This window comes from Halobacteriovorax marinus SJ (genome assembly GCF_000210915.2).
Classification (GTDB): domain Bacteria; phylum Bdellovibrionota; class Bacteriovoracia; order Bacteriovoracales; family Bacteriovoracaceae; genus Halobacteriovorax; species Halobacteriovorax marinus.
The window spans coordinates 1,163,482-1,187,538 of record NC_016620.1 but is presented as its reverse complement, the minus strand read 5'-3'; the positions used below and the strand labels follow the sequence as shown (position 1 = coordinate 1,187,538).

The following is a 24,057-nucleotide window of genomic DNA, read 5'->3' as shown; positions in this document are numbered from 1 at the left end:
TAGGGATTTATAAATATTTACATGTATTTGGAACTCGCTACTTAATCATATTTCCATTGATTTGAAAACTCTTGTCCACCATGCGCCATGCACAAAGAGGCGGTTTTTATACACATTGCATGGTGAAAGATTAGTAATTTTAAGGTTAAATGTTAGACCAATCTTATAAAACTGAATTTACTTAGGAGAATATATGCCAATCGCAACCCACGAACAATATTGCGCAATGCTAGATAAAGCAAAGAAAGAGGGTTACGCCTTCCCTGCGATCAATGTGACTTCAACATCTACTGCCAATGCGGCCCTAGCCGCTTTTGCCCAGATGAAGTCTGATGGAATTATCCAAGTATCAACAGGTGGTGGAAAGTTTGCTTCAGGTCAATCGGTTGGTGACGAAGTTTTAGGTGCCATCTCAATTGCCCAACACGTTCACCTAATGGCCCAGAAATATGATGTCTGTATTGCACTTCACACAGACCACTGCCACCCAGAGAAAGTAGACTCATTTCTCATTCCTCTAATCGAGGAGACGGAAAAGAGAAGAGCTCAGGGACTACCTAACCTCTTTAACTCTCATATGTTTGATGGATCAGTTCTTCCTACGAATGAGAATATCGAAATGAGTAAGAAGCTACACGAAAGATGTGCGAAGTCGGAGATCATTTTAGAAATTGAAACTGGTGTAGTTGGTGGAGAAGAAGACGGAGTAAATAATGAAGATGCCCCTGCGGATAAACTCTACACGACTCCTGAAGAAATGGTTGAAGTAACAAAGGCCCTTCTTCCAATAGGAAAATTTATGTACGCGGCAACATTTGGAAATGTTCACGGTGTCTATAAGCCAGGAAACGTAAAGCTAAGACCAGAAGTTCTAAGAGACGGTCAAGCGGCCATCGCTAAAGAGCTTGGAGAAGAGTCGACAAATTGGCTAGTATTCCACGGTGGTTCAGGTTCTGAGCTGAGTGAGATTCACGAAACTCTTGGATATGGAGTTGTAAAAATGAATATCGATACTGATACTCAATACGCCTACTCTAGATCAATCGTAGACCACATGTTTAAGAATTACGATGCCATGTTAAAAATTGAGGGAGAAGTAGGAAATAAGAAATTCTATGACCCAAGAGCATGGATGAAGGCCGGAGAAAAAAGTATGACGGCAAGAATTGAGCAGGCCTGTAAAGATCTGAAGTCTGACGCTAAATCAATTCTTTTATAATTACCATTAAGTGCTCACGACTCTAGTGGGCACTTCTTTGAATCACTTATAAATTTAAATTTTCATTACTAGAGCGAATTGATGAAACTTAGAAGTTCGCGGCGCTCTTCTTTAGATAGAGAGCGGTACCTCTCTCGTGATTTCTTGGCCTCTCCCCCATGCCAGAGAATCGCCTCTTCGACTGAGCGGGCCCTACCATCGTGGAGTAAGTTAGTGTGACCATTAACCTTTCTAAGACTTCCAATCCCCCATAGAGGTGGCGTCTTCCACTCTCTACCTGAAGCACTAAAGTCTTCTCTATTATCGGCCAGCTCTTCTCCCATGTCGTGAAGAAGAAAATCAGAGTAAGGATTAATCACTCTATCTTTCACTTTAAACTCTGCTCTATGACAGCTTGTGCATCCAATTTTTGAGAAGTGTTCTCTTCCCTTATTAAAGCCCTTTAAGCGAGTTACTTTTGGGGCGTCAATAGAGCTAAGTAACAGGTGTACGAAACCTAGGTGCCTATCACTAATTTCAGGGTCACCACCATTTAAAATTCCATGACAGTCGGCCTGAAGTTCAGAGCAATTTTCGCTTGGAAAGAGTGTACTCGTAATTCCCATATCTCCTTGGAAAGCACCGGCTATTTGATCGAGTAAAGTTGGAACATTTGCTTTATGACCAAAGCGTCCTACGAGTAATTTCTTTTGTGATGGACTCCAAGAGAAATTGGCCTTCCCACTGATGCCATCTTTATTTAAATCCTCAGGATCTTCTAGTGCGAGAATATCTTCTTCATCTATTTGATCAATCAGACCAAGCCCCGCCAAATGGGGAGATGTCCTAGGAGAGAAATGAGTTTTACTATCTAGTGATCCGTAGTTTAACTTCGTAAAATGAAACTTCGCTCGTCGAAGTTCATATACTTCTCCATCCGAAAAGCTACCTGTAAAGTACTCAAAGCGTGCACTCACCTGTGATTCTCTCTGAACCTTTGCCAACGAATTTATTTGAAGCTGTAAACCATAATTAGGATCTGGCACTGGGCCTGAGAACAAATCATTGGATGTAGAAACTCTAAAGAGAATTGGATGATTAACAGAACCTTCTTCTGAATAAGGGTTTCCTCTTCCCATCCTTGCGTGACAACTCATGCAGCTAGTGGCATTGAAGTGTGGACCTAGTCCATCACGAACTCTAGTTGAAGAAGGCGCGGCCACCCAAGGTTTTGAAAAAAGCGAAAAGCCTGCCTTTAATTCAGCAAGCTCTTTAGAACTTAAGCCCTCAATAAGGCGAGCGTAATCTTTAGGACCAGAAAAGCTCAAGGTCCTAGCTGTAGTTCCACTACTTATCAGAAAAACAATAAGTAGTGGAAAGATTTTGAGAAGGTATAAAGATTTATTCAATCTCTAAACCTAACTCACTCGCAGCTTCTCTTAGAAGCTCATCGATTGAACCTAAGTCATCAATGATGTTTTGAATTTCAACTTTATTAGTAGTCAGAGCTCTATCAAATGGAGTTTCGATACTTCCAATTTGAACTTGACCATTTCTAGACTTCTTATAGAAGAAGTTAATATTGTTAAAAAGTGAATCAAACTTCTTAGTAATCGCTTGGTCTAGCTCAGGATTAACGAAAGCAACTAGATCGTTGATTCCCTTTCCATTGATTGACTTTGATGAGTTATGAGCTACATAGTCACCGAAGTAAATATTCTTTACACCTAAAGCATTTGTATAAATATCGTTGATCGTTTGATCAGAGAAACAAGAGTGCTCTTCTTCTTGATCTTCAAGTAGAAACGCGTTTTCAATTCTCTCACTCTTAAGTTCATCACCTGCCATTGAAATCATAGAAGTGAAAATATCAGTAAGAACTGAATTAGAATCTCTCTTTAAAAATTCTGTTCTATAATTCTTCTCACCAACTTGCCACTGATTAGTAACAGTTGATAAGTGATCATCTAATAAGTCAATTAGTAGTGAGAGGTACTCTCTTCTTCTATCTTGGTTTTTTGCAGTTCCACCATCAACATAGTCTGTATATGGTCTTTGTCCAGCAGTATCAATTGATCTATCTTGTCCCCATAGAAGGAATTCAATCGCGTGATAACCAGTAGAGATATTCTTCTCTCCCTCTCTCTCATTCATTGAAACAAGAACGTCTTTTGTTAATTTAATATTTCTATTATTAACAAGACCAGCAGTTGAATCTTCTTTAACATAATCAATATAGATCTCATCAAGTGGCCATGCATTCATAAGTCCTTCAACACCTTCAAAGTTAATTGACTCAAGGTAAGTTGTTACGCCATCATCAATTGGTTCAAAGTCGATTGGACCATTATAAAATCTAAAAATTTCAGATTGACCGTAAGGCATTCTCGCCTCTAATGACCAAGTCTTTTTAACGATATCATATTGCTTACTCGCTAATTTGCTACCTTTCTTAGCAAGCTTAACGAATTTTGCAATTTCACTCTTAAGTGCTCTTGCACCTTGAAGTGAATCATTATAGTTTAGTAGAGCTAAATCACTATAATTTGAGATAACCTCTCTATTTAAAGACTCATTATTCTTATAAGGAGCTTTTACGGCGTGGGCCTGAAGTGAAAAAGCGACAACGGCAGACGTAAGTAGTAGATTTCGCATGTATCCTCCTGCGTACTTTTGTTTGACTAATAAAACTAATGTACATATATATAAACCACAACCATAAAGCAACTAGTGATTTTAAGTTTATGAAAATAATATTTCTCATCGCCCTACTCAACCTGTGTAATTTTGCACAGGCAAATATCGATCAAGAATTGGCCAAGATTATTAGAGATGGCAACCTACTGCCTCTTGAAAGACCTGAGGTGCACTCAAGAGAATTGATTAAACTTGGCTCACGACTCTTCATGGAACCGTTACTAAGTGGAAATAAAAATATGACCTGTATGCATTGCCACCATCCAAGACTTGGAACAAGTGATGCTCTTCCATTTTCAATTGGAGAAGGCGGAGTTGGAATCGGAACAAATAGAGAGCAACGAGGCGTAGGACTCATTATTCGTAGAAACTCTCCGGCCCTATTTAACTTAGGTTATAAGGATGAAGTTACAGTCATGTTCCAAGATGGAAGAGTAGAATACTTTCCAAAAACAAAATCCTATAGAACTCCAGAGCCTGCACTAAATGGAGAAAACCCGAAGGCAAAAGAAATCACAAAGAGCTTAAGTGGAGCCCTCTCTGCTCAAGCTCTTTTTCCAATTCTAAGCCCAGAAGAAATGTTAGGAAGAAAGGATAGCTCCCTTAGTGATAATGAACTTGTTAAGCTTGATTCGAACCTAAAAGTTTGGCAAGGAGTGATGAAGAGACTTCTAACAGGAAAGAGACAAGAGCTTTATACAGGTCTTTTTAAATCGGCCTACCCAAATGAAAAAAAATATAATATCGGCCACGTTGGAACTGCTCTTAGTGCCTTTATGAGTGGGAACTTTACATTTGTAGATACGCCCTATGATAGATATTTAAAGGGTGATTTAAATGCGATGACACTCTCTCAGAAAAAAGGACTGAAAGTCTTTGCTGGACGAGGACAATGTATCAATTGTCACGCTGGAAAGCACTTATCTAACTTTGAATTTAAAACTACGGGAACACCACAAATTGGAGTTCCGGGAAGTAATCAAATTGATGACAAGGGTCGCTTTGAAGTCACAGGAGTGAAAAGAGATCTCTATAAATTTAAAACTCCTACTCTTAGAAATGTGGCCTTAACTGGACCGTATATGCACTCAGGAGTTTTTAAAACTTTGAGAGAAGTAATAGACCACTACGACAATGTAAAAGACACTCTCTATAATTTTAAAATGAAAGATGAAATTCAAATATTCTACGAGGACGAATTGATTGTTGATAAAGACGAGAAAAGAAATAAATTTCGCTTTCAACTTATGAGTATTGGAGAGCTGAGAAAAGGGCTGAATCTCACTGAGATAGAAAAAGAGAACCTACTCGACTTTCTAGAAAATGCTCTAACTGACAAGAGATTTCAAAGTAAGGATTTCTCTTTCTTAGAAGATATCCCTGACGATATAGCGTCGCAATTGCTTACTCAATGATTTCTGTGGCGCCACCTTTATAAGAGATGGCGTCCCTTCCCTCTGAAGAGAGTTCACGGTTAACTTTATCGATGGCCTTCTTATGAGCTTCCCTTAAAATCTGTAACTCACTTTCAGAGAGTCTCACTTCTCGTCCAAGACCAACATATAAATCAATATTCCCATCTGAAGATGACGGCATTCTAGTTCCAAGAGTAATATTAGAGAGCTTTTGCTGACTAATTTTTCCAACACCTACGCCGACAACTTCCTTTCTAAATTCTTTTTCAACAAGCTCTCCATGCGTGGCCATCAGAGTTCTCTTAGACTCATCAATTCCTGGAGGAATGAAGCTAAGTCTATACTGAGAGGGATTATCCTGTTTTCTAAATGCCTCTATAATTTCTAATTCATCTTTCTTAGATAGTGCGACTTTTGGAATAACAACACAATCATCTCCTGAACACTTTGAAGAGTATGGTATAGACCTCTTATCTAGTGCCTCTTTGACTGTATTTGTAAAATTGTCTTTAATTTCATTAAATGTTTCAGTTACTCTCTGCTCACCTCTTCTTGTGGCAGCAAGAATATCATCTGCACTTTGACTAGTGGACTCTGCTATATCAACAGCGACCTGTTGAATATTTCTAGCCCCCATTCCTGTGACATCACCAGAGAACCCTCCGAAGGTCGCACGATCAAGACTCGCAATAACACGACTCTCTTGCCAAAGTCCTGGTGTAAGTCCGTCTAGCTGATTCACATGCTGAACAAGCCTAATACTTTCAGATGTATCTAGCTCTACGCCAAACTTTTTGGCGAATTGAGCTTGCACCTCTTTTGCGTCCAGAGAATCCTTTACCGCCGAATGAGAAAGGCCATTGGATTTCTTTGATATTTCATCAACCATATCCTGTTTATACTTTCCAATAGATTTTCTAATAGTTTCTATAGCATTTAAAGAAAGTATCTTCTTTCCACTAGGAAGGTTTTGAACGAGATCAGTATTAGAAAGAACCCCACTAGAGAGTCCATCATTGAATTTATTAATGGCAATAATATCGTCATCCATCATAGAGCGAACAGAGTTAAATGAGACAATTTGTGGCCCATCTCTTGTGATTCTTCTCGCTCTCTTCGCTGCTTGTCCAGCAGCATCAGCAGTATTTGAAATACCGGCTTCAAACCACATCGCAGGCTTCTCGGCCCCCAGACCATCTAAGTTCTTGACCATTTTTGCGAATTCAAAATTTGCTTCTTTATAAGTTTTATCTAAATCCTTTAAAAACTTTGCTTCTATATCCTTGGGGATATTCTTTGGAGAAAAAGCAAATCTTAGAGATTTAAAATCGGAGTAAATATCAAAATTAATCTGCGGATACTTTTTTACTAATTCATTTATATTCTTATACAGAACATCTTTATGAAGATTTGTAAGTGATGTTACTAATTCCTTATCACCGAGAGTATCATTGAGCCTTTTTAAGGCAGCATTTTCAATATCCAAATATAAGGAAGAATTCGAATTTCTCGCGTTGCCAATCCATCTTGAGTTAACTCTAGGAGTTGTAAGAGAGAATTCAGAGTACTTTGATTTAAGTGATGAAATATTATCAAAGCTATCTGGATAACTTGCGCGGTAGTTTCTTAAGTCTGCTAGCTCTTTAGTGGCCTTAAAGTCTTCATAAACAGTATCGACTGATTGCCTCGACGCTCTATAACTCCCTCTCGCTACTCTTGCAACAGGCTTTAGTAAATGCCCACTACTTCCAATTGCAACAAAAGCAAGCGCCATATCTCTATCACTTCTTGCACTTTCTACTCTATCGAGAGAACCAATTCCAGAAGCAAATGATTGACGACTTTCATTTAATTCACTTTGTTGCAAGTATAGATCAACTGATTCAGCGGCTATGGCCACCCCAAGAGCACAACCAAATCCAAAAGTACCTAAACAGACACCTCCACCAACAATGGCAGCACCACCTATGTAGAGTGAAGTCATAAGTTTACTAGTTTCAACATCCTCGTATAGATCCTGTGATACATCACATAGGGCCCGAGAATGTCCAAGTGAACTTAAATATCCATCGACAGCGGCTTTATTCTTAACGAGATCTATAAGATCATCATCGTCTTCTAATTCTTTAATATCCTCAAATGACTTCTTATTGGCAGCAATCGAATCGATCAGTTGCTTCCTTACTTCTTTAAGAATCTCTTCATCACTTTCATTTCCACGAAGATTTACTCTAGCAAGCAAAGGATCTGAGTTAGTCACTCTATTATACTCGCGTATATATTGCTCCTTTACTCTTTCAACACCTTTTTGAACTTCATTCTTTATTTTATTTTCGATATTGCGCGGACATAGCTTCTTCTTAAACTCAAAATCATACTTGATACAAGGCTCATCAATTTGCGAGAGAGAGTCTTGTTTAATATTGTAGAGAATTTCATCCTTCAATTCCCTTGCTTCCAAATACTCTTCATCACTCATTTCAGGAATTTCATAGTCTAAGTCATCGTGCTCAATATCTTTAACGATATTGAAGAATGAAAAGCCTCTTCCACCCACATGGTGTAACTTAGATAGTGAAATTATTTTTCTATAGCTAGGAAGATTTGACTTAAAGTATTGAAGAAGGTTCTCTACCTTCTCTTTACACTCAGGGTCTGTAGAATTGATACAGTTTAAGGTCTTAGTTAAGTTATCTTCATTCTCTTTGAGAGAAGACAAGGTATAGTCTCTTAACCCTCTTAGAAAATTATCTCCGAAGACTTTCTTGCTAATTCTATATTGCTGCTTCTCTAAATTATCTAGAGGACCTTCAAAGGTTTCCTCATTACAAGAAAAGATATAATAGGAATCCCTATCCTCATTAAAGGCCTCACATCCTTTAAATCTATATTGATCGTGTCCTTGAACTCTATACTTTCTTCTATCTGCGAAGACTTTTGCTCTTTGCATACGAGGAGCCGTTGCGAAAACTTCACAGCTGAATATAAAAATAAATAAAGTTAGTAGGAACTTCCCAGGATTCATAGTTAACTTATCGGAAATTCTCTTTGAAAAACTTAAGAAAAATTGATGATGATATTTATCATAAATAGCTGAAATCTAAGGCTTAAAAGCGCTTAGAATTTGAGATTTAAAAGTGTGCTCAACGCTCTTCTCACCTGTACCAAATCCACTGATTTTTACATCCCTAGAAATTCTAAAACTTTTAAAGAGAATATCCCACACAGAAAGAACAATTCCATAATTTTTATTATAAAGTTCTACATCTTTTGCGTGATGAATTTGGTGCTGAGCTGGACTTAGAAATAAATACTCCATAGGCCCATACCCTAAGAAGATATGAGAATGTCTTAAATTACTTCCAAGCAAGTTAAAAAGAAACCCAATAAAGTTAACACCTAAAATATCTACTCCTCCCACCTGCTTATTAAAGAGAAACATAAAGCTCCCAGAGATAACTCCAAGACTAATAACATTTCTACACTGGGCCAAGAGTACTTCCACAGGGTGATTTCTGTGAAGAGTGAAAGGAGTTAACATTGTTGCTGTATGGTGAGTCCTATGAAACTTCCAAAGAAAAGGGATCTTGTGCATAAGAAAATGAAGGAAGAATCTAAAAAAATCGTTAATGATAAAAGAGTAGAATGTAAAAACCCATAACAAGCTCCCATCACTTAATGAGAATGCGCTAAAGTTTGGAAAGAAGAAGTAGAGAATCCCTAACACACTCTTTGTTACTGTAAAAACTGAAAAGATAACTGGAGTAATTAAAAGAACTTTTAATAATGAATTAAACCCATAGACTTTATAATCAAAGATGGCAGAAGGGTTAAACCAATATGACTTTGTAAAAATCTCTTTCTTATTCTTAGCAAAGAGAAGTGCGAGAATAATGAAAGAGATAAGATATAAATAATAGAGTCTATTTGAAGGACTGCTAAAGAGAAAGAATGAGCTGGTGGCCCATTCTTTAATATTAATCGCTATCACCTGCTTCGAAGAATGTTCTATACCCTATAGCATTATAGCATTCTATAGAAGCAGTTAGAATATCACCGAAACAAATCTCATTGTTCTTATTCTTAGCTACAAATTTTCCAGTTCTACCAAAGACTTCTAGCTCTACAATATCTTCTGGCGCTCTATCAAATGACTTTAAAAAATCATAGGCATCTTTCATCTGTTGAGTATGAACGACGGACTTTCTTCTTTTATACTCTTCAACTAAAGGTGAAGCAGCAAAAGCTACGGCCGAAATGGCGAAAATTGATACTATAGCAAAACTCTTTTTCTTCATAAAAATCTCCAATATGGAGCTTATACAAACTTAAGTTTCACTAGTCAAACTTAAAAAATAGTACAGACATCTTCTAATAGAAGGGCCAATTTATTCCTAAGATCCAATATATCTGAAAAGTCATAACTAACTGATTTTTTTGATGTAAAGTCAATATCATCTTCAAAGTCATTATCCATATTCCAGTTAATGACAGCATGGCATTGAATAGTCCCACTTCCATTCACAACCTTAGAAGTATCGCAAAGCAGCTCAAGCTTAACTTTAAGGCCTACTCCTTTTGTAGACGAAAACCTTTTAGCAAGAGTCACGATTCCCTTCTTTGCCTTTTGGTCTTGAATTTTTAATGCTGACATTGGCTCTAGCTCAAAGCTATGAACACTATAAATCCCTTCACCAAGGAACTCTGTTTGAATATTCTTAGTATGAGAGGTCTCTAAATAGCGAAAAGCAAAATTATCTAGAGTAAAACAGATGAGTTGATCGAGCCCACTTCCTTGCAGTTCTTCTCTGGCCTTATTCTCCTGATCTATTCTTAATTGTTCAAATTCCTTACTTCTTTCCTTCAATTTTGATGGCCCCTGTTGAAAAAATCTTATCATAGCTTCTATCTATCATAATCTCTTTTAAGGCCTTATCAAATAAATCACTTAATTTTTTTCCATGGGTGGACTTCTTAAAAGCGAGAGTCACCTTTTCAGAAGTAATTGGACTAAATTTATCGTAAACGATCTTCTTATCCAGTCCAAGAGTTCTTATCGCATCATTTACTGTGACCACTTCACCAATGAAGATATCAACTCTCTTCTTATCTAAGAGCTTTAGACATGTTTCATCTGAGTCTGTGACGACTTTCTTCCAGCCCTGAGATTGAATATAACCTTCGGGATAAGTGTAGCCCTCAGTTGTACAAACCTTGGGAGTTTTCAGCTTCTTATAGTCAACTCCGGCCTTCTCAAAGATGTACATTTCCTTAGTATAGAAATCAGTAATCGTTTCAAATCGACTAAAGTCACGAGATTCAACCACAGGAAAGAGTCCTTGGATTGTTCCAAGTTCAAGCTCTTGATAGGCCCTCTTTGGTGGTATCAATACAATTTCTACTTCAACACCTGACTTCTTAGCTAGGGCCTTTACCAATTGAACAAACTCACCTTCAGAGTTTGATCTTACATACTTTGGAATAATAAAAGTCCCTATCTTGATCTTCTCAGTAGAGTGACCCATCACCAAAGGTAACCACAATATAAAAATTAGAAATATCTTCATCATGAAAATAGTTTAAGAGGATTTAAAAAGACAGAAAACTCAAGTTTCCTTGACGATAGTGAATTGGAGCCAAAAGTTAAGAAATTAACCTAGACAACTTTTCTAAACTATTAAAAACAAAAAGAAGTAAAGATAAAAACTTTACCTCTGCTTCTCAGGAAAAAGCGAATCATAAAATCCATTCATAACTAACTTCTTTAGGGCCTGATCGAACTTTTGACTCAAAATCTTGCCTCTCTTATTCTCACTAAAGGCAAAGTAAACATTCTGAGTAGAGATAGGTCTAAATCTATCGTAAGCAACGCTATCAATTATTTTAAGACTTTTAAGTGCTGCAATGGCCGTATACTCTTCCCCTACAAAGACTTGGGCCCTATCAATACTAAGAAGCTCTAAACACTTCTCATCAGACTTTGCGTAGATAACTTCCCACTTCTTATTTTCGAGCACCGACTTCGTATATGGATAACCACTAGTTAGACACGCCTTAGGACTCTTATGAGTTAAATAATTCTTCCCCTTCATCTGAAATACAAAATCTTCTTTTATATAGAAGTCTGAAGTTTTATAAACACTAAATGGATTTAAAGTATCTAATGCAGGAAAGTAACCGTCTGCTGATCCTTCGGAAAACTTCTGGAGAGCTCTCTTGGCAGGGTAAACCTCAATGGTTAAATCAAAACCAGCGAGTTCTGCTAACTTTTTAGCTAGAACTATGAACTCGCCTTTCTCTTTCGATTCAACATAGCGAGGAATTAAAAATGTATATAGAGTAACTTTCTCTTTAGCTTCACTTTTAACTTCAGCAAATGAAGTCAAAGAAATAAAAAAAATAATAAAGATACTCATTACTCTCTTATACATAAACTCTCCAAATCACTTATCTAGCTATCCGCGTGGGTTTTAGATACGATTTCATAGACATTTCTAGAGATGTCCTTCTCTGCAAGTATTCTCTCTAAAGATGTCTTTACTAGTGCTTTCAAGTCACTTGGAAGACGTTTGTAATCTTTAAAGCTTCCAGCAAGTCTTGAGGCCATCTGTGGATTTAATTTATCAATATCAATAATTTGATTTGTAATAAACTCATAACCAACACCTGAAGTATTGTGGAACTCTGTATAGTTTGCCGTAAAAGTTCCAATCAAAGATCTAACAAGGTTTGGAACAGACTTGTCATACACTTCATTACTCAGTAACTCTTTCACTCTTCCAAGAGTTTTCTCACCTCTTGCACTAGCTTGAGCGGTTAACCACTTTTGCATAACTAAAGTCTCATGCTTCCACTTAATGAAGAACTTTTCAATAACTTCATCTGCGTATTTAGAGTCACTATGAATAATCATAGTTAGTGCTGCGAATTCGTCAGTCATATTTGTTGCTTTTACAAATTGCTCATAAGCAAGGTCATCATATTTTGAGTTTCCTGTGCTTAATAATAAACCAAGAACTAGATTCTTCAGTTCTCTCTCACCCATTGCTTCAGGAGAAAGTGAGTATTCCTTATCTACATTGAGACTATCGTAGATAGCACTAAGCTCTTGCTCATATGTCTTTGCAAGAGTCTCTTTAACAAATTTGCGAACCTTGAATGTATTCTCAAAATCTACAACATCTTGTGCCTGATGTAGAATTCCCTCTGATGGAATATCTAAGATAAGGGCCTTGAAAGAATTATCTAAAGATTCATCTTTTATTAGCTCTCCATAAGCTTTGATAAAAGGAGCATCAAGTTTAAGCGGGACTCCATTGGCCGCATCTTTAACAAGACATGACATCAATTCAATAGCAAGGGCCTGAGCCGATTCATATCGATTATACTCATCGTTATCATTGGCCATAAGAAAAACAAAATCACTTAGTGGTCTATCGGACTTTAAGTTTACTGGCGCACTGAAACCTCTATTGAATGAAGGTACCGGCTCATGATCAATCCCAGTAAATGTGAACGTCTCGCTCTCTTGAGTTAAGTGCAGAATATTTTCTTCAATTTGTGGTTGCGCCGTGAAGACTTCTTTTAATTTAAGAGGAAAGTCCGCTCCATCTTTACTTACTAACCCAAGACCAAATGGCATATGATAAGGTTTCTTCTCATCTTGACCAGGAGTTGGCTTACAGCTTTGAGTTACTGTAATTGAGTACTCTTTTGCCGCTTCGTTATAAGAAGTTTTGATATCAAGCATAGGTGTTCCCGCTTGATGATACCAATTCTTAAATTGAGTAAAGTCGTAATTGTCATTGGCCACACTCATTGCATGAATGAAGTCCTCTGTCGTTACTGCTTGTCCATCAAAGAGTTCAAAGTACTTATCTGTCCCTTTTCTGAATCCATCAGCACCTAAGAGAGTATGAATCATACGAATAACTTCAGAGCCTTTCTCATAAATTGTCATTGTGTAGAAATTATTAATTTCAATATAGCTACTAGGCTTAATTGGGTGAGCTGTTGGTCCTGCGTCTTCTACAAATTGTCTAGATTTAAGAGTCTTAATATTTGCGATTCTATTTACAACTCTAGAATTCATATCAGAAGAGAACTCTTGATCTCTAAAAACTGTGAGTCCCTCTTTAAGAGTTAACTGAAACCAATCTCTACAAGTTATTCTATTACCTGTCCAATTGTGAAAGTACTCATGTCCAATAACGCCTTCCACACCAAAGAAATTTGAATCCGTTGCTGTTTTTGGATCTGCAAGAACGTAGGCAGAGTTGAAGATATTTAATCCCTTATTTTCCATCGCTCCCATATTAAATGCATCTACCGCAACAATCATATAGATATCGAGATCATATTCACGTCCATAAACTTCTTCATCCCAACGCATAGAATTCTTTAAACTCTCCATGGCATGATCACATTTGGACTCATTACCCTTATCAACGTAGATTCTAAGATCGATTTTTCTTCCACTCATAGTTGTAAATTCATCTTGAACTAGTCCTAAGTCTCCAGCGACAAGAGCGTAGAGATAAGATGGCTTTACAAATGGATCTAACCACTCAACAAAGTGCTTACCACCCTCTAGGTCACCAGAGTCGATTGGATTTCCGTTTGATAAGAGAACTGGATACTTTGCCTTATCAGCAATGACCTTAGTTGTATAAACGGCCATAATATCTGGTCTATCTATAAAGTAAGTAATTCTTCTAAAACCTTCAGGTTCATTTTGAGTACAAAAAATTGATCCAGACTTATAAAGTCCGTCTAGCGCTTTATTGGCCAGAGGATTAATCGTATTATGAATCTCAAGAATAAACTCTTCTTTTACTTCTTTAATGACGAGACCATCTTCAATCAACTCATATTGATCAGCTCCAAGCTCTACACCATCAACAAAGATTTTGTTCAATGTAAGCTCTTCACCATTTAAAACGAGGTCTCTCTTTAGTGATTTAAAATCGTAATTAGCTGAAACATTCATCTTAGAAATTACCTGAGTATTTGTATCATCTAAATCAAAAGTTAGATGAATTTTAGAGATCAAATAGTCAGATGGAGTGTAGTCTTTAAGAAAGATAGTTTGGGGTGATGCGTCCTTCATATATAGTCCTTTTTATAGAATTTTCATTGAGGGGATCAATATACCCCATTTTTGGCATTTGTCATGGGGAGAACGGATAAAAATATAGCAATAAAACAAGTAACTAGTTGAAAATTATTCCCTAGTTACACTCTACTTTATAAAAATTAAGATTTTGTTTAAAATATTATAAAGGATATAAAAACAGTATTTTAGCTATGAGCAAAAAAGACGCAAATAAAAAACATTACTTTTCGATCGTTGAGTTAGACGAAGTTAAAGAAGTATTCAGCTCTGCCAGTAAAGAGAAACTCGTTTGCTATATCTGGTCCCAAGGTCAATCTGACAAAGAAGTAGAGGAATATGACCTTACTACTTTCAATGAGGCCCAAAAGTTAACCCTAAAATCTAAGGGTGGATTTCTTTCTATGCTTTCAAAGTCAAAGCTCACTGATAAAGAGATTTTTCTAAAAGTTAACTATAATAAGTTCCAATATTTTACTTATGGTATCCTTCGCTACGACCCAGAAGAGAAAGACTACTTCATTCATATAACAAAAGAGGTCTATAGATCTCAGCAGAGATCTAATTACAGACTATCAGCAAATAACTTTGTAAAAATTCAATTTAAAATCAATGAAACAGTTTATGATGCTCACGATATTTCAGCTGGTGGAACTTCATTTTCTATAGATGAAACAGATTTAGTTAAATATCCAGAGGGCGAAATTTTCAAAGACTGTCTACTAAGACTAAACGTGGACAAATTTGAAATTCCTCAAGCAAAGATTGCCAAAACTTGGCCAGTAAAAGACACGGAAGAAAAGCCTACTGGAGTTTTTAAAGTGGGAATTGCTTTCATTGACGTTCCAAAGAATACAGAAGAAGATCTATTCAAATCAATAAATGGTGAAGCTAGAGCAGAGGAAATTAGAAAGAAAATGAAAGAAGGCAAACTAAAAGCTTAGTAACAAAGTGTCGTATTTTCTTCCTTTAAAATGCCTTCTAATTTAGCAGAATCTACACCTACCCTCTGACCTAACTCTTTCGCTTTAACCATATTCACCCTTGATGCCATTTCTACTGCACCCAATTTGTCGTACCTAATGGCGTACTCATCAAAGGCCTTCCAAATATTTAAAGGACAAAATGCTCCTGAGCGAGAGAGAAACTCTCTTAATAAGATTCTATTATTTGAGCTAAGTACTTTCTTCGTTTGTATCTTAAGCCAACCAGAACTGTAGACAGAGAGATGAATAACCGCCCTATTAATTAGAAGCTCACTCTTAGAGTGAAAGAGAATATGCTTAAGTAGATCGTGGAGTTTCTCAAAATTTGGAACGAATTGCGATAGTCCCATAACAATGGCCACAAGCTCTTTAGAGTCCCCTAGCTTCATTCCTTTATCGACTAACCAATTTAGATCTTCCTTTTTATCTCTAAAAAAGCTCTTCGTTTTAAATAGTGTGAAGTGATAATTAATTTGTAAGTAATCGCTTCTCCCACTCACCTCAACTTGCTTTAAGGCGGCAACTCTCTTTTCATCTTCATGTAGGGAGAGGCCTTTAAGAGCATAAATCGAGAGATTCTCATTATCTTGCTTCACAACTTTAGAGATCAAGAAATCAAGTGCCTCCTGAGTTCTATAATTTCCAAGTGCAATTAACATCGCTTCTTGAACTATAGTCTTCTCTTTATCAAAATTTTCAAATATCCAAGTGGCAATGGCCGGTTTCTTTTTTTTAGATTCGCGAAGAAGTGAAGAAATCCTATCTCCATGTGCACTTTCAACTCTAGAATAGACATCACTTTCATTGGCGAGAAGGGGGTCAAATTTCTTAACGACTTTGTGCTGCTGAACTCCACGCCCAGACTTAGTCCAATAAAGGCCAAAGGCACCGCCAAGGAAAAGAGCAATAGAAGTTAGGAGGATTAATTTATTTTTCACCCTCCTTAAGTAATGTTTTCTAGCTCTAAAATCAAGATATTATGAGGTTTATTATTATTTCGGTAAGTTATAGAAATCTTGTCTAATTTTATTGATATATAGTTCTTTCACTGCATCAAAGAAATCGTTGACTAGCACCCCAGTAAGGGCTAGAAAATATGATCTCAAATTAAAATAGATAAACACACTTGAATTGGAAAATACATGACGTCTAAATTTGTTGGAAGTAACTCGAAAATCCTCGAAAAAGCAAATCTACTGAAATCTAATAACCTCTATCCGTTCTTTAGAGCAATTGAGGCCTCAGAAGGTTCAGTAATTACATTTGATAATAAAGATCAAATCATGATTGGCTCAAATAACTACTTAGGATTAACTCATCACCCTCACGTGGTTGAAGCTTCCATTAAGGCGATAGAAAAGTATGGTACAGGTTGTACTGGTTCAAGATTTCTAAATGGTAACTTAAGTATTCACGAAGAGCTAGAAGAGAAGTTAGCGAATTACTTAGGACATGAAGCTGCGCTTTGTTTTTCAACAGGTATGCAAACAAACCTTGGTGCACTATCAGCGATTTGTGGTCCTAGAGATTGCATGATCTTTGATTCTGAAAACCACGCTTCACTTATCGATGCTTCAAGACTCGCACTAGGTGCTACATTTAAATATAAGCACAACGATATGGAGTCTCTTGAAGAGCAATTGGCAGCAAACGTAAATCGTTTTAAGAATGTTGTGATTGTTGCTGACGGTGTTTTCTCAATGACAGGAAAGATTCTTAAGTTAGATAAAGTTATTGAGCTTGCCGACAAGTACGGAGCAATCGTTTACGTTGACGACGCTCACGGTATAGGAGTTATGGGAGAAAAAGGTCGTGGAACAATGAACCATTTTGGAGTAACTGAGAAAGTTGACTTCAACATGGGAACATTCTCTAAGTCTTTTGCTTCAATTGGTGGAGTACTTTCAGGAACAAAAGAAAGTATCGACTACGTTAAACATACAGCGAGATCATTTATGTTCTCAGCATCTATGCCTCCATCAGCGGTTGCCACAGTTGGTGCTTGTGTAGATGTCATCATGTCTGACGATACTATTCACCCAAGACTATGGAAGAATGTCGAATTTATTAGAAACGGATTTAAAGAAATCGGTTTCTACACATATGAATCAGAAACGCCAATCATCCCAGTATTTATCGGCGATGATCTCAAGGCCATGCAAGTAACTAAGTTCCTAGGAGATATGGGAGTATTTGCAACTCCTGTACTTGCTCCAGCTGTACCACAAGGTGAAGCATTAATTAGAACAAGTTATATGGCAAGCCATTCAATCGAAGAGCTAACAAAAGTACTTGAGGTCTTTAAAATGGCCAAGAAAGAATTTGATATACCGGGAATACACCACTAGGAAAGAGAATGAGTGTTCAAATTGAAGAAGTAGATGTCCTAAGAAATAAAAAGGATAGAAAACGTTTTATAGACCTTCAATGGAAATTATATAAAGGGGATCCAGTCTGGGTCCCTCAACTCAAACTCTCACTCAACGAACAATTCAGCCCTAAACATCCATTTTATAAAACCGCTGAAATAAAATCATGGATGGCGGTTAAAGATGGTAAAGATGTCGGAAGAATACAGGCCATCATAAATCACAAGCACAATGAATTCCACGATGAAAATATCGGTTTCTACGGATTCTTCGAATCTATTGAGGATGAAGAAGTTTTTAAGAGCTTATTTCAAGCTGCGGAAGAATATATCAAGGCGCAAGGTAAGAGTGAAATTAGAGGGCCAGCAAACCCTTCTACCAACTATACAGTAGGAACACTCATTGATGGTTTTAGCGACGACCCTCAAATTATGATGACCTACAATAATCCGTACCATCAAAAGCTCACAGAGTCTCTTGGATACTCAAAGAGTAAAGACCTCCTCGCCTACCAACTAGATTTAAACTTTCAAATGCCAGAAATTATCGAGAAGATTTCAGCGAGGGCGGAGAAATCAAATAAAATAACTTACAGAAAAGTAAATATGAAAGACTGGAAGAATGAAACTGAAATTCTCTGGGATATCTACAATGATGCCTGGGAAAAGAATTGGGGCTTCATTCCAATGCTACGAGAAGAATGGGAACATACATGTAAAGATATGAAGTCCATTCTCGACCCTAACCTCATTCTTATCTGTGAAGTCGCTGGAGAGCCTGCTGGATTTATCGTGGCCCTTCCAGATATCAATCAAGCCTTTAAGCAAGTTCCTAATGGAAAGCTTCTTCCTTTTGGTATTTTCAAATTACTAAATGCTAAGAAATATATGACCAGAATGAGAGTACTCACTATGGGAGTTAAATCGAAGTATAGAAAGTTAGGACTAGAGTCCATTCTCTACACTAAGACAAAGAAACTAGGCTTAGATGCTGGTTATAACGAAGTCGAAATGAGCTGGATTCTAGAAGATAACCTCAATATGAATAAGCCCCTTTTAAGAATGGGAGCGAAGCCATATAAGACCTATAGAATCTTCTCTAAGAATTTATAATGAATATTCTTATAACAGGTGCAACAGGATTCGTCGGCTCTCATCTTAGTGAACTCCTAGAAAAGAGCGGACACAATGTCTTCTCTTTGGTTCGAAACGCAAAGAAAGCAAAGGAATTCAATACTCCTGGAACTCATGTTCTTGGCTCTCTTGCGAGCAATAAACAAAACGAGTGGATTTCTGAGCTACCTGAGAAACTCGATGCAGTCATTCACACTGCTGGAATTGTTCACTCAATGAATAGTGAAGACTTCTATAAGATCAATTCTATTGCCACTCAAAGACTCATTCTCGATTTAAAAGAAAAATACGGTCAATTAAAGTTTGTACTTATCTCATCACTTGCCAGCTGTGGACCCTCTAAACGAGGAGAGCCTCTTAGCGAAGTAGATATACCAAATCCAGTTAGTGATTATGGAAAATCCAAGAAGTTGGCCGAGAGGTTTACCAAAGAGCTTTGTCCAGAGAACTGGAGTGTATCAATCATACGTCCACCAATGGTTATAGGGCCAAGGGATCCAGCAGTCTTAGATATTTTTAAAATGATTAACGACTCCTTCGTCGTGACTGCAGGAATGGACGGTGTGAATAATGAATATAGTTTCGTATGTGTTTACGATCTTATTCAAACTATAAAGTCAGCAGTGGAAAAAGATTTCGAAGGCCCTGAAATTTTCTTTAGTGCTCATCCACAGATCATTACAACACAAGAGCTCTACAAGAGTATTCAAAGAAATCTTGGAAAGAAAAGACTGATTAACCTACCAATCCCATCTACGCTTATTAGGGTTGTGGCCACACTCATTGGCTTCTTCTCAAAGTTTATGAAAATAGATATTCGCCTTACTCCTGATAAGGCCAATGAACTACTCGCAAGTGCTTGGTGTTGCCAAAGTACTAAGTCCACAGAGACTCTCTCTCAAAGTTATGAGTGGGATCTTGATAAGACGATTGCTGCTACAGCGAAAGACTATAAAGAAAGAAATTGGATTAACTAAAAGTTCCAAACCACCGCAGGTCCGTAGGCGTCCTCATGCCTAATCAATGAAAGCGCTGCTTCGTGCTCAAATGCCCACTTATAGAAAGGGTGATTATCTTTGTACTTTGCAACTTTTCGAACTCCCTCAGAGGCGAAGGCCATTAAGAAGAATGATCCGACAACGTCAGAGGTATAGTGTCTCGCAGATCTCACTCTTTGCTGAGCGGCCCACACCGAAAGAACCCCCGGCGCAATTGCCCAATATGGTCCATAGAATTGAAGAGTTTTAAAGAAGAGACCATAGTATGGAATAACGTGGCCGCTAGGAAAAGAAGAATTCCCTCTAAAGCCAGTTTCCCACTTGCTTAGGTTCGTTTTATCAGGTCTTTCATGAACTTGAATAAAGCTCAAAACACCAGACTCTGCCATGGCCAAGTACATTGAAGAGAGATACTCCATCGCAAATTGCATGGCCCTCTCGTTCTTATATTTTCTCCCGTAGAGATAAAATGATGATTGAAGCACAGGAAACCCGAGAACAACACCAAAGTCTCCAGCAAGGCGAATATGCCTAGGAGCCTTCCCCTTCTTTCTTGCACTTTGAAGATTGTCTTCGTCCTTTTCAAAGGCATACCATGTCGCCGGAATTCCCGCTCCTAGATAGTAGAGATTATTCTTTGTTCTAAACTGCTCTACAGATCCATCGATTAGCCAATTCACAGAGGTCCTCAGATCCTTCCAGACTGACTCACCGATAGCTGTGCTAGCAAAACCTTGATTGCAAATAAAGATTGCGCACACAAGCGCAATAGACTTTCTAATCATTTCTAATGACCTTCTTCTTTTGGACCAGTCATTGTTCTAAAGATAATATCCCATAATGGAGAACTTACACCGTACTTTGCTTTCTCATGTCTAAAGTGGTGTTGAAGGTGAAACTTCTTAAGATATCTTCCCACCTTCCCTGTCATTTTAAAGTGGTGAGTGGCGTAGTGAATATAATCGTAGCAAAGGTAACCAATTACAAATGCCGACATAAATACTTCTAAGTATCTTCCAGGGACTACTAGAGAGAAAAGTCCATATAGCATGGCCATTATGATTATGGCGGGAACTGGTGGCATTACAAGTCTTGTTGGATCGTTTGGATCATCGTGGTGAAGACCATGAAAGAGAAAGACAAATCTCTTGGCCAGAGCACTCTTACCAGGAAAGTGAAACATGTAACGGTGAAGAATATACTCTGTAAAAGTCCAAACTAAGAGTCCAATAAAGTACCATAGAAGCATTTCGCTCCATGAGAGATTATACGAGCTCTGACCATGAACACCCCAGTAAATTGCTACAGGAGTCCAAAGGATGAGAGGAATTATAGGATGAACGTGAGTACAAGCCTCAAGCACAGGATTTTTAAAAATTCGTATAGAATCGTACTTCTTCATAGGTGACCTTAATCTATTGGAATATGTATATTTTAATTGCCAGAAAATATTCAGCTTGTAAAATTGTTCAGACTTTGAAATGTAGATGTTCAAAATTAATCTACTTATTGGAAGAAAATAATGAAAATATTTCTCACTTTATGCCTTTTTATCAACCTCACATTTGCGCAGGACAGCATAAAAAATGAAGACCTCCCAAAAGTAGAAGCTGGAAAGCAAGTTATCTATAAAGAAAATGTAAATGCTAGTCCGTGGCCAAAGTTGCATATCTACCAACTCATAGATGCCACACCACTTGAGTCACTTGCCATCTTCCTAGCACTTGACCATCAAAAGAACTATTTACCAAATCTCTTAAAGTCAGATCCTGTTAAGCATATGAGTCCAACACAAGTTTATACAAAATATGAACTCGAGCTACCATGGCCACTGTCCAATTCGCACTACACCCATGCCAGTGACTTTAAAAAAGTAAATGATAATGAATTCGAAGCTAGTTGGTGGATGGTTACTTCAGAGAGTGCGGAGTCTGTTAATGGATCAGCGAGCTTTAAACAGTACAAAGGCAAGACACTCATGGGATACCACAGCTTTGTAAAACCAAAGTCATTTCTTGCAGGTCTAGTAAAGAGTTCGATGATTGAAGATACACTCGCTTCAATTAAATCCGTTCAAACAGAAACTCAAAGAGTAAAAAAAGAAGACCAAAAACTACTTAAGAAATACACTGATATCATCACAGATTCATTGAATGGCAAGAATGCTTACCAAGAAATCATACAAAGTCTTTCTTCTGAGCAAAGAAAATAAACCGAGTGTTTTTAACCAATAATCAATAGAAAAAATGGTAAGTTTTTAATAACGAACACTTACCTTAAGTCGATAAAAATCATTCAGTGAAAAAGAAAAAAAGAATGAAAATTTTCCTTTAAAAAAATCGAGGCCGAGGTTAGAATATTTAATAGGCAGAGACAAAAAATTAATGAGCACTTTAAGTCGACGATGGCAACAGGATGATCTGCAATCGTCGATTTTTTTTGCCCACTTTTCCTATCCTAAGTATCCCTTAAAATCTTTCGAAAACGCCTCTAAATGGCTCTCTAGAGCATTATAGAGCTCTTTAGCTCTCTCTTGATCCACATCTCCACTTCTTCCCATTGTTTCTAATTCAAAAGAAGTTTCCACGCAATCTGTTGCAAAGAAATTACCGACAGCGCCTTTAAATGTATGAGCGTGAAGTCGTAAACTATCACTGTCATTATCGCTTATAGAAGTACTAATATTAGTCATCATTTTTGGAGCTTCTTCAGCAAAAACAAGAAATAATTCACCAAGAATATCTCTATCATCACCAAAGTTCTCTTCTAATAATTTTTGATCAAAACTGGCCATAAAATCACCTAAATTTATTTTATTAACATATCGGAAAATTGAAATTTAACTTAAGAAAAAGGCCACTGATGTGGCCTTATTTTTACTTGAATTTTACTACGCAGTAATTCTTCTTCCCCTTTCGAAGAACAAGTGCCGTTTCACTGGCGAGGTCTGCTTTAGAAAGTGTTTGAGTTGGACCCTCAATGGCAACATTATTAATGTAAATACCTTTTTGATCAATCGCTCTTCTTACTTCCTTCTTACTCTTAAAGAGCGGAGTTTCAGATAGCATATCTATTACTCCCCCTTCATTGAGCATTTCACTTGAAAGCTCTACTGATGGAGTGTCTTCAAAAATTGAAGCCACATCTGCATCAGATACATTCTCAATCTTCTCACCAAAGAAGAATTGAGTCGCTCTAAGGGCCGCATCTAATCCCTCTTGACCGTGAACAAGTTTAGTCACCTCTTGAGCTAGGGACTTCTGTGCAAGCCTTAAATGAGGCTCATTCTTTGTCTTAGAATCAAGCTCAGCAATCTCATCAAGTGATAAGAATGTATAATACTTCAAGAGAGCATCAATGATAGCGTCATCTTGATTAAGTAGGAATTGATACATCTTATATGGTGATGTCATAGAGCCATCTAAAAAGACTGCATTGCCCGCAGACTTACCAAACTTCTTACCATTTTGGTCAGTAACTAATGGCATCGTCATACAGTAGACTTGGTTCTGATTCATCTTTCTCGTAAGATCTGTACCAGCAGTCATATTTCCCCACTGATCAGAACCACCGATTTGTAGAGAAACATTATGAAGTTTATTTAACGTTACAAAGTCATAGGCCTGAAGTACTTGATAAGAAAACTCAGTAAGAGATATTCCTGAGTCACTTTCAATTCTAGACTTTACTGAATCTTTATTAAGCATTTCATTTACACGAAATCTCTTTCCTATTGTTCTTAAGAACTCTAGGAAACCTAGCCCTTGCCACCAATCAGCATTATTAACTAGTACAGCAGCGTTATCACCACATTCAAAGTCAACAAAGAGACCTAGCTGCTTTCTAATCGCATCAATATTCTCTTTGAGAGTCTCCATGTCCAGAAGATTTCTCTCCTCACTCTTACCTGATGGATCACCAATCATTCCCGTAGCTCCACCAACGAGCATATAAGGCTTATGTCCTGCCTTTTGAAAGCGCATACAAGTAATTATTGTAAAGAGATTTCCAAGTTGGAGTGATCTTGCTGTAGGATCATAACCACAGTAGAAAGACATTCCCCCTTCATTAAATTTCTTCTCAAGCTCCTCTTCGTTTGAGAGAGCATCAATAATTCCTCTAGCTTTTAATTCATCAAAAAATTTCATT

Annotated in this window: 21 protein-coding genes; 7 read left to right on the top strand and 14 right to left on the bottom strand. The window is 37.4% G+C overall.

The features are described 5' to 3' along the window. Positions 1–193: 193 nt before the first annotated feature. Positions 194–1,219, top strand: a complete 1,026-nt coding sequence (fbaA, locus tag BMS_RS05875) for a class II fructose-bisphosphate aldolase (RefSeq protein WP_014243883.1) — start codon at positions 194–196, stop codon at positions 1,217–1,219. Positions 1,220–1,287: 68 nt separating this feature from the next. Here fbaA and BMS_RS05870 read toward each other — a convergent pair whose 3' ends face one another. Both BMS_RS05870 and BMS_RS05865 read right to left on the bottom strand, forming a co-directional pair. Further along, entirely contained in the window at positions 1,288–2,607 is a 1,320-nt protein-coding gene (locus tag BMS_RS05870) for a di-heme oxidoreductase family protein (protein ID WP_014243882.1), read from the bottom strand. Continuing rightward, positions 2,600–3,853, bottom strand: coding sequence for an imelysin family protein (locus BMS_RS05865; RefSeq protein ID WP_052590594.1), 1,254 nt, complete (start codon positions 3,851–3,853; stop codon positions 2,600–2,602). The genes BMS_RS05870 and BMS_RS05865 overlap by 8 nt, the downstream gene beginning before the upstream one ends. Before the next feature lie 89 nt (positions 3,854–3,942). Here BMS_RS05865 and BMS_RS05860 point away from each other — a divergent pair, with 89 nt between their 5' ends. Continuing rightward, entirely contained in the window at positions 3,943–5,310 is a 1,368-nt protein-coding gene (locus BMS_RS05860; RefSeq protein WP_044557341.1) for a cytochrome-c peroxidase, read from the top strand. Here BMS_RS05860 and BMS_RS05855 read toward each other — a convergent pair. The 7 genes from BMS_RS05855 to pepN all read right to left on the bottom strand — a co-directional run bounded on the left by BMS_RS05855 (position 5,300) and on the right by pepN (position 14,419). Further along, positions 5,300–8,335, bottom strand: a complete 3,036-nt coding sequence (locus BMS_RS05855) for a hypothetical protein (RefSeq protein WP_014243879.1) — start codon at positions 8,333–8,335, stop codon at positions 5,300–5,302. The two genes, BMS_RS05860 and BMS_RS05855, sit on opposite strands and share 11 nt — an antisense overlap. A 75-nt stretch (positions 8,336–8,410) precedes the next feature. Then, a complete protein-coding gene (locus tag BMS_RS05850) occupies positions 8,411–9,301 on the bottom strand; it encodes a sterol desaturase family protein (protein WP_014243878.1) in 891 nt (296 codons plus the stop codon). Beyond that, entirely contained in the window at positions 9,288–9,608 is a 321-nt protein-coding gene (locus BMS_RS05845; RefSeq protein ID WP_044557340.1) for a hypothetical protein, read from the bottom strand. The genes BMS_RS05850 and BMS_RS05845 overlap by 14 nt, the downstream gene beginning before the upstream one ends. A 50-nt stretch (positions 9,609–9,658) precedes the next feature. Continuing rightward, positions 9,659–10,177 (bottom strand): hypothetical protein, encoded by a 519-nt coding sequence (locus BMS_RS05840; protein WP_044557339.1) that lies wholly within the window; start codon positions 10,175–10,177, stop codon positions 9,659–9,661. Next, positions 10,161–10,880, bottom strand: a complete 720-nt coding sequence (locus tag BMS_RS05835; RefSeq protein WP_014243875.1) for a substrate-binding periplasmic protein — start codon at positions 10,878–10,880, stop codon at positions 10,161–10,163. The genes BMS_RS05840 and BMS_RS05835 overlap by 17 nt, the downstream gene beginning before the upstream one ends. A gap of 138 nt (positions 10,881–11,018) precedes the next feature. Then, positions 11,019–11,741 (bottom strand): substrate-binding periplasmic protein, encoded by a 723-nt coding sequence (locus BMS_RS05830; protein ID WP_014243874.1) that lies wholly within the window; start codon positions 11,739–11,741, stop codon positions 11,019–11,021. A gap of 20 nt (positions 11,742–11,761) precedes the next feature. After that, positions 11,762–14,419 (bottom strand): aminopeptidase N, encoded by a 2,658-nt coding sequence (gene pepN / locus BMS_RS05825; protein ID WP_014243873.1) that lies wholly within the window; start codon positions 14,417–14,419, stop codon positions 11,762–11,764. Positions 14,420–14,616: 197 nt separating this feature from the next. On the opposite strand from pepN, the gene BMS_RS05820 reads away from it, so the two are divergent. After that, positions 14,617–15,366, top strand: coding sequence for a PilZ domain-containing protein (locus tag BMS_RS05820; protein ID WP_014243872.1), 750 nt, complete (start codon positions 14,617–14,619; stop codon positions 15,364–15,366). On the opposite strand, the gene BMS_RS05815 is transcribed toward BMS_RS05820, so the two are convergent. Continuing rightward, positions 15,363–16,346, bottom strand: coding sequence for a hypothetical protein (locus tag BMS_RS05815; protein WP_014243871.1), 984 nt, complete (start codon positions 16,344–16,346; stop codon positions 15,363–15,365). The two genes, BMS_RS05820 and BMS_RS05815, sit on opposite strands and share 4 nt — an antisense overlap. A gap of 204 nt (positions 16,347–16,550) precedes the next feature. On the opposite strand from BMS_RS05815, the gene spt reads away from it, so the two are divergent. From spt to BMS_RS05800, 3 genes are read left to right on the top strand one after another with little or no spacing between them, the layout of a single operon-like run. Then, the gene (gene spt, locus BMS_RS05810; protein ID WP_014243870.1) at positions 16,551–17,756 is read left to right on the top strand and encodes a serine palmitoyltransferase; all 1,206 of its coding nucleotides are present in this window, start codon (positions 16,551–16,553) and stop codon (positions 17,754–17,756) included. Between the two features lie 8 nt (positions 17,757–17,764). Next, the gene (locus BMS_RS05805; protein ID WP_014243869.1) at positions 17,765–18,889 is read left to right on the top strand and encodes a hypothetical protein; all 1,125 of its coding nucleotides are present in this window, start codon (positions 17,765–17,767) and stop codon (positions 18,887–18,889) included. Continuing rightward, on the top strand, positions 18,889–19,887 hold the full coding sequence (locus BMS_RS05800; RefSeq protein WP_014243868.1) for an NAD-dependent epimerase/dehydratase family protein: 999 nt from the start codon (positions 18,889–18,891) through the stop codon (positions 19,885–19,887). The genes BMS_RS05805 and BMS_RS05800 overlap by 1 nt, the downstream gene beginning before the upstream one ends. Here the strand turns inward: BMS_RS05800 and BMS_RS05795 are convergent. Beyond that, a complete protein-coding gene (locus tag BMS_RS05795) occupies positions 19,884–20,588 on the bottom strand; it encodes a phosphatase PAP2 family protein (protein WP_157868248.1) in 705 nt (234 codons plus the stop codon). The two genes, BMS_RS05800 and BMS_RS05795, sit on opposite strands and share 4 nt — an antisense overlap. 107 nt (positions 20,589–20,695) lie before the next feature. Further along, the gene (locus BMS_RS05790) at positions 20,696–21,310 is read right to left on the bottom strand and encodes a sterol desaturase family protein (protein ID WP_014243866.1); all 615 of its coding nucleotides are present in this window, start codon (positions 21,308–21,310) and stop codon (positions 20,696–20,698) included. Positions 21,311–21,430: 120 nt separating this feature from the next. Here BMS_RS05790 and BMS_RS05785 point away from each other — a divergent pair, with 120 nt between their 5' ends. After that, the gene (locus BMS_RS05785) at positions 21,431–22,120 is read left to right on the top strand and encodes an SRPBCC family protein (protein ID WP_014243865.1); all 690 of its coding nucleotides are present in this window, start codon (positions 21,431–21,433) and stop codon (positions 22,118–22,120) included. Between the two features lie 240 nt (positions 22,121–22,360). Here BMS_RS05785 and BMS_RS05780 read toward each other — a convergent pair whose 3' ends face one another. Together BMS_RS05780 and tyrS are read right to left on the bottom strand one after the other, a co-directional pair. Further along, a complete protein-coding gene (locus tag BMS_RS05780) occupies positions 22,361–22,702 on the bottom strand; it encodes an Hpt domain-containing protein (protein WP_014243864.1) in 342 nt (113 codons plus the stop codon). Between the two features lie 82 nt (positions 22,703–22,784). Next, positions 22,785–24,056: a tyrosine--tRNA ligase gene (tyrS, locus tag BMS_RS05775; RefSeq protein ID WP_014243863.1), complete on the bottom strand. Its 1,272-nt coding sequence runs from the start codon at positions 24,054–24,056 to the stop codon at positions 22,785–22,787. Position 24,057 lies beyond the last annotated feature (1 nt).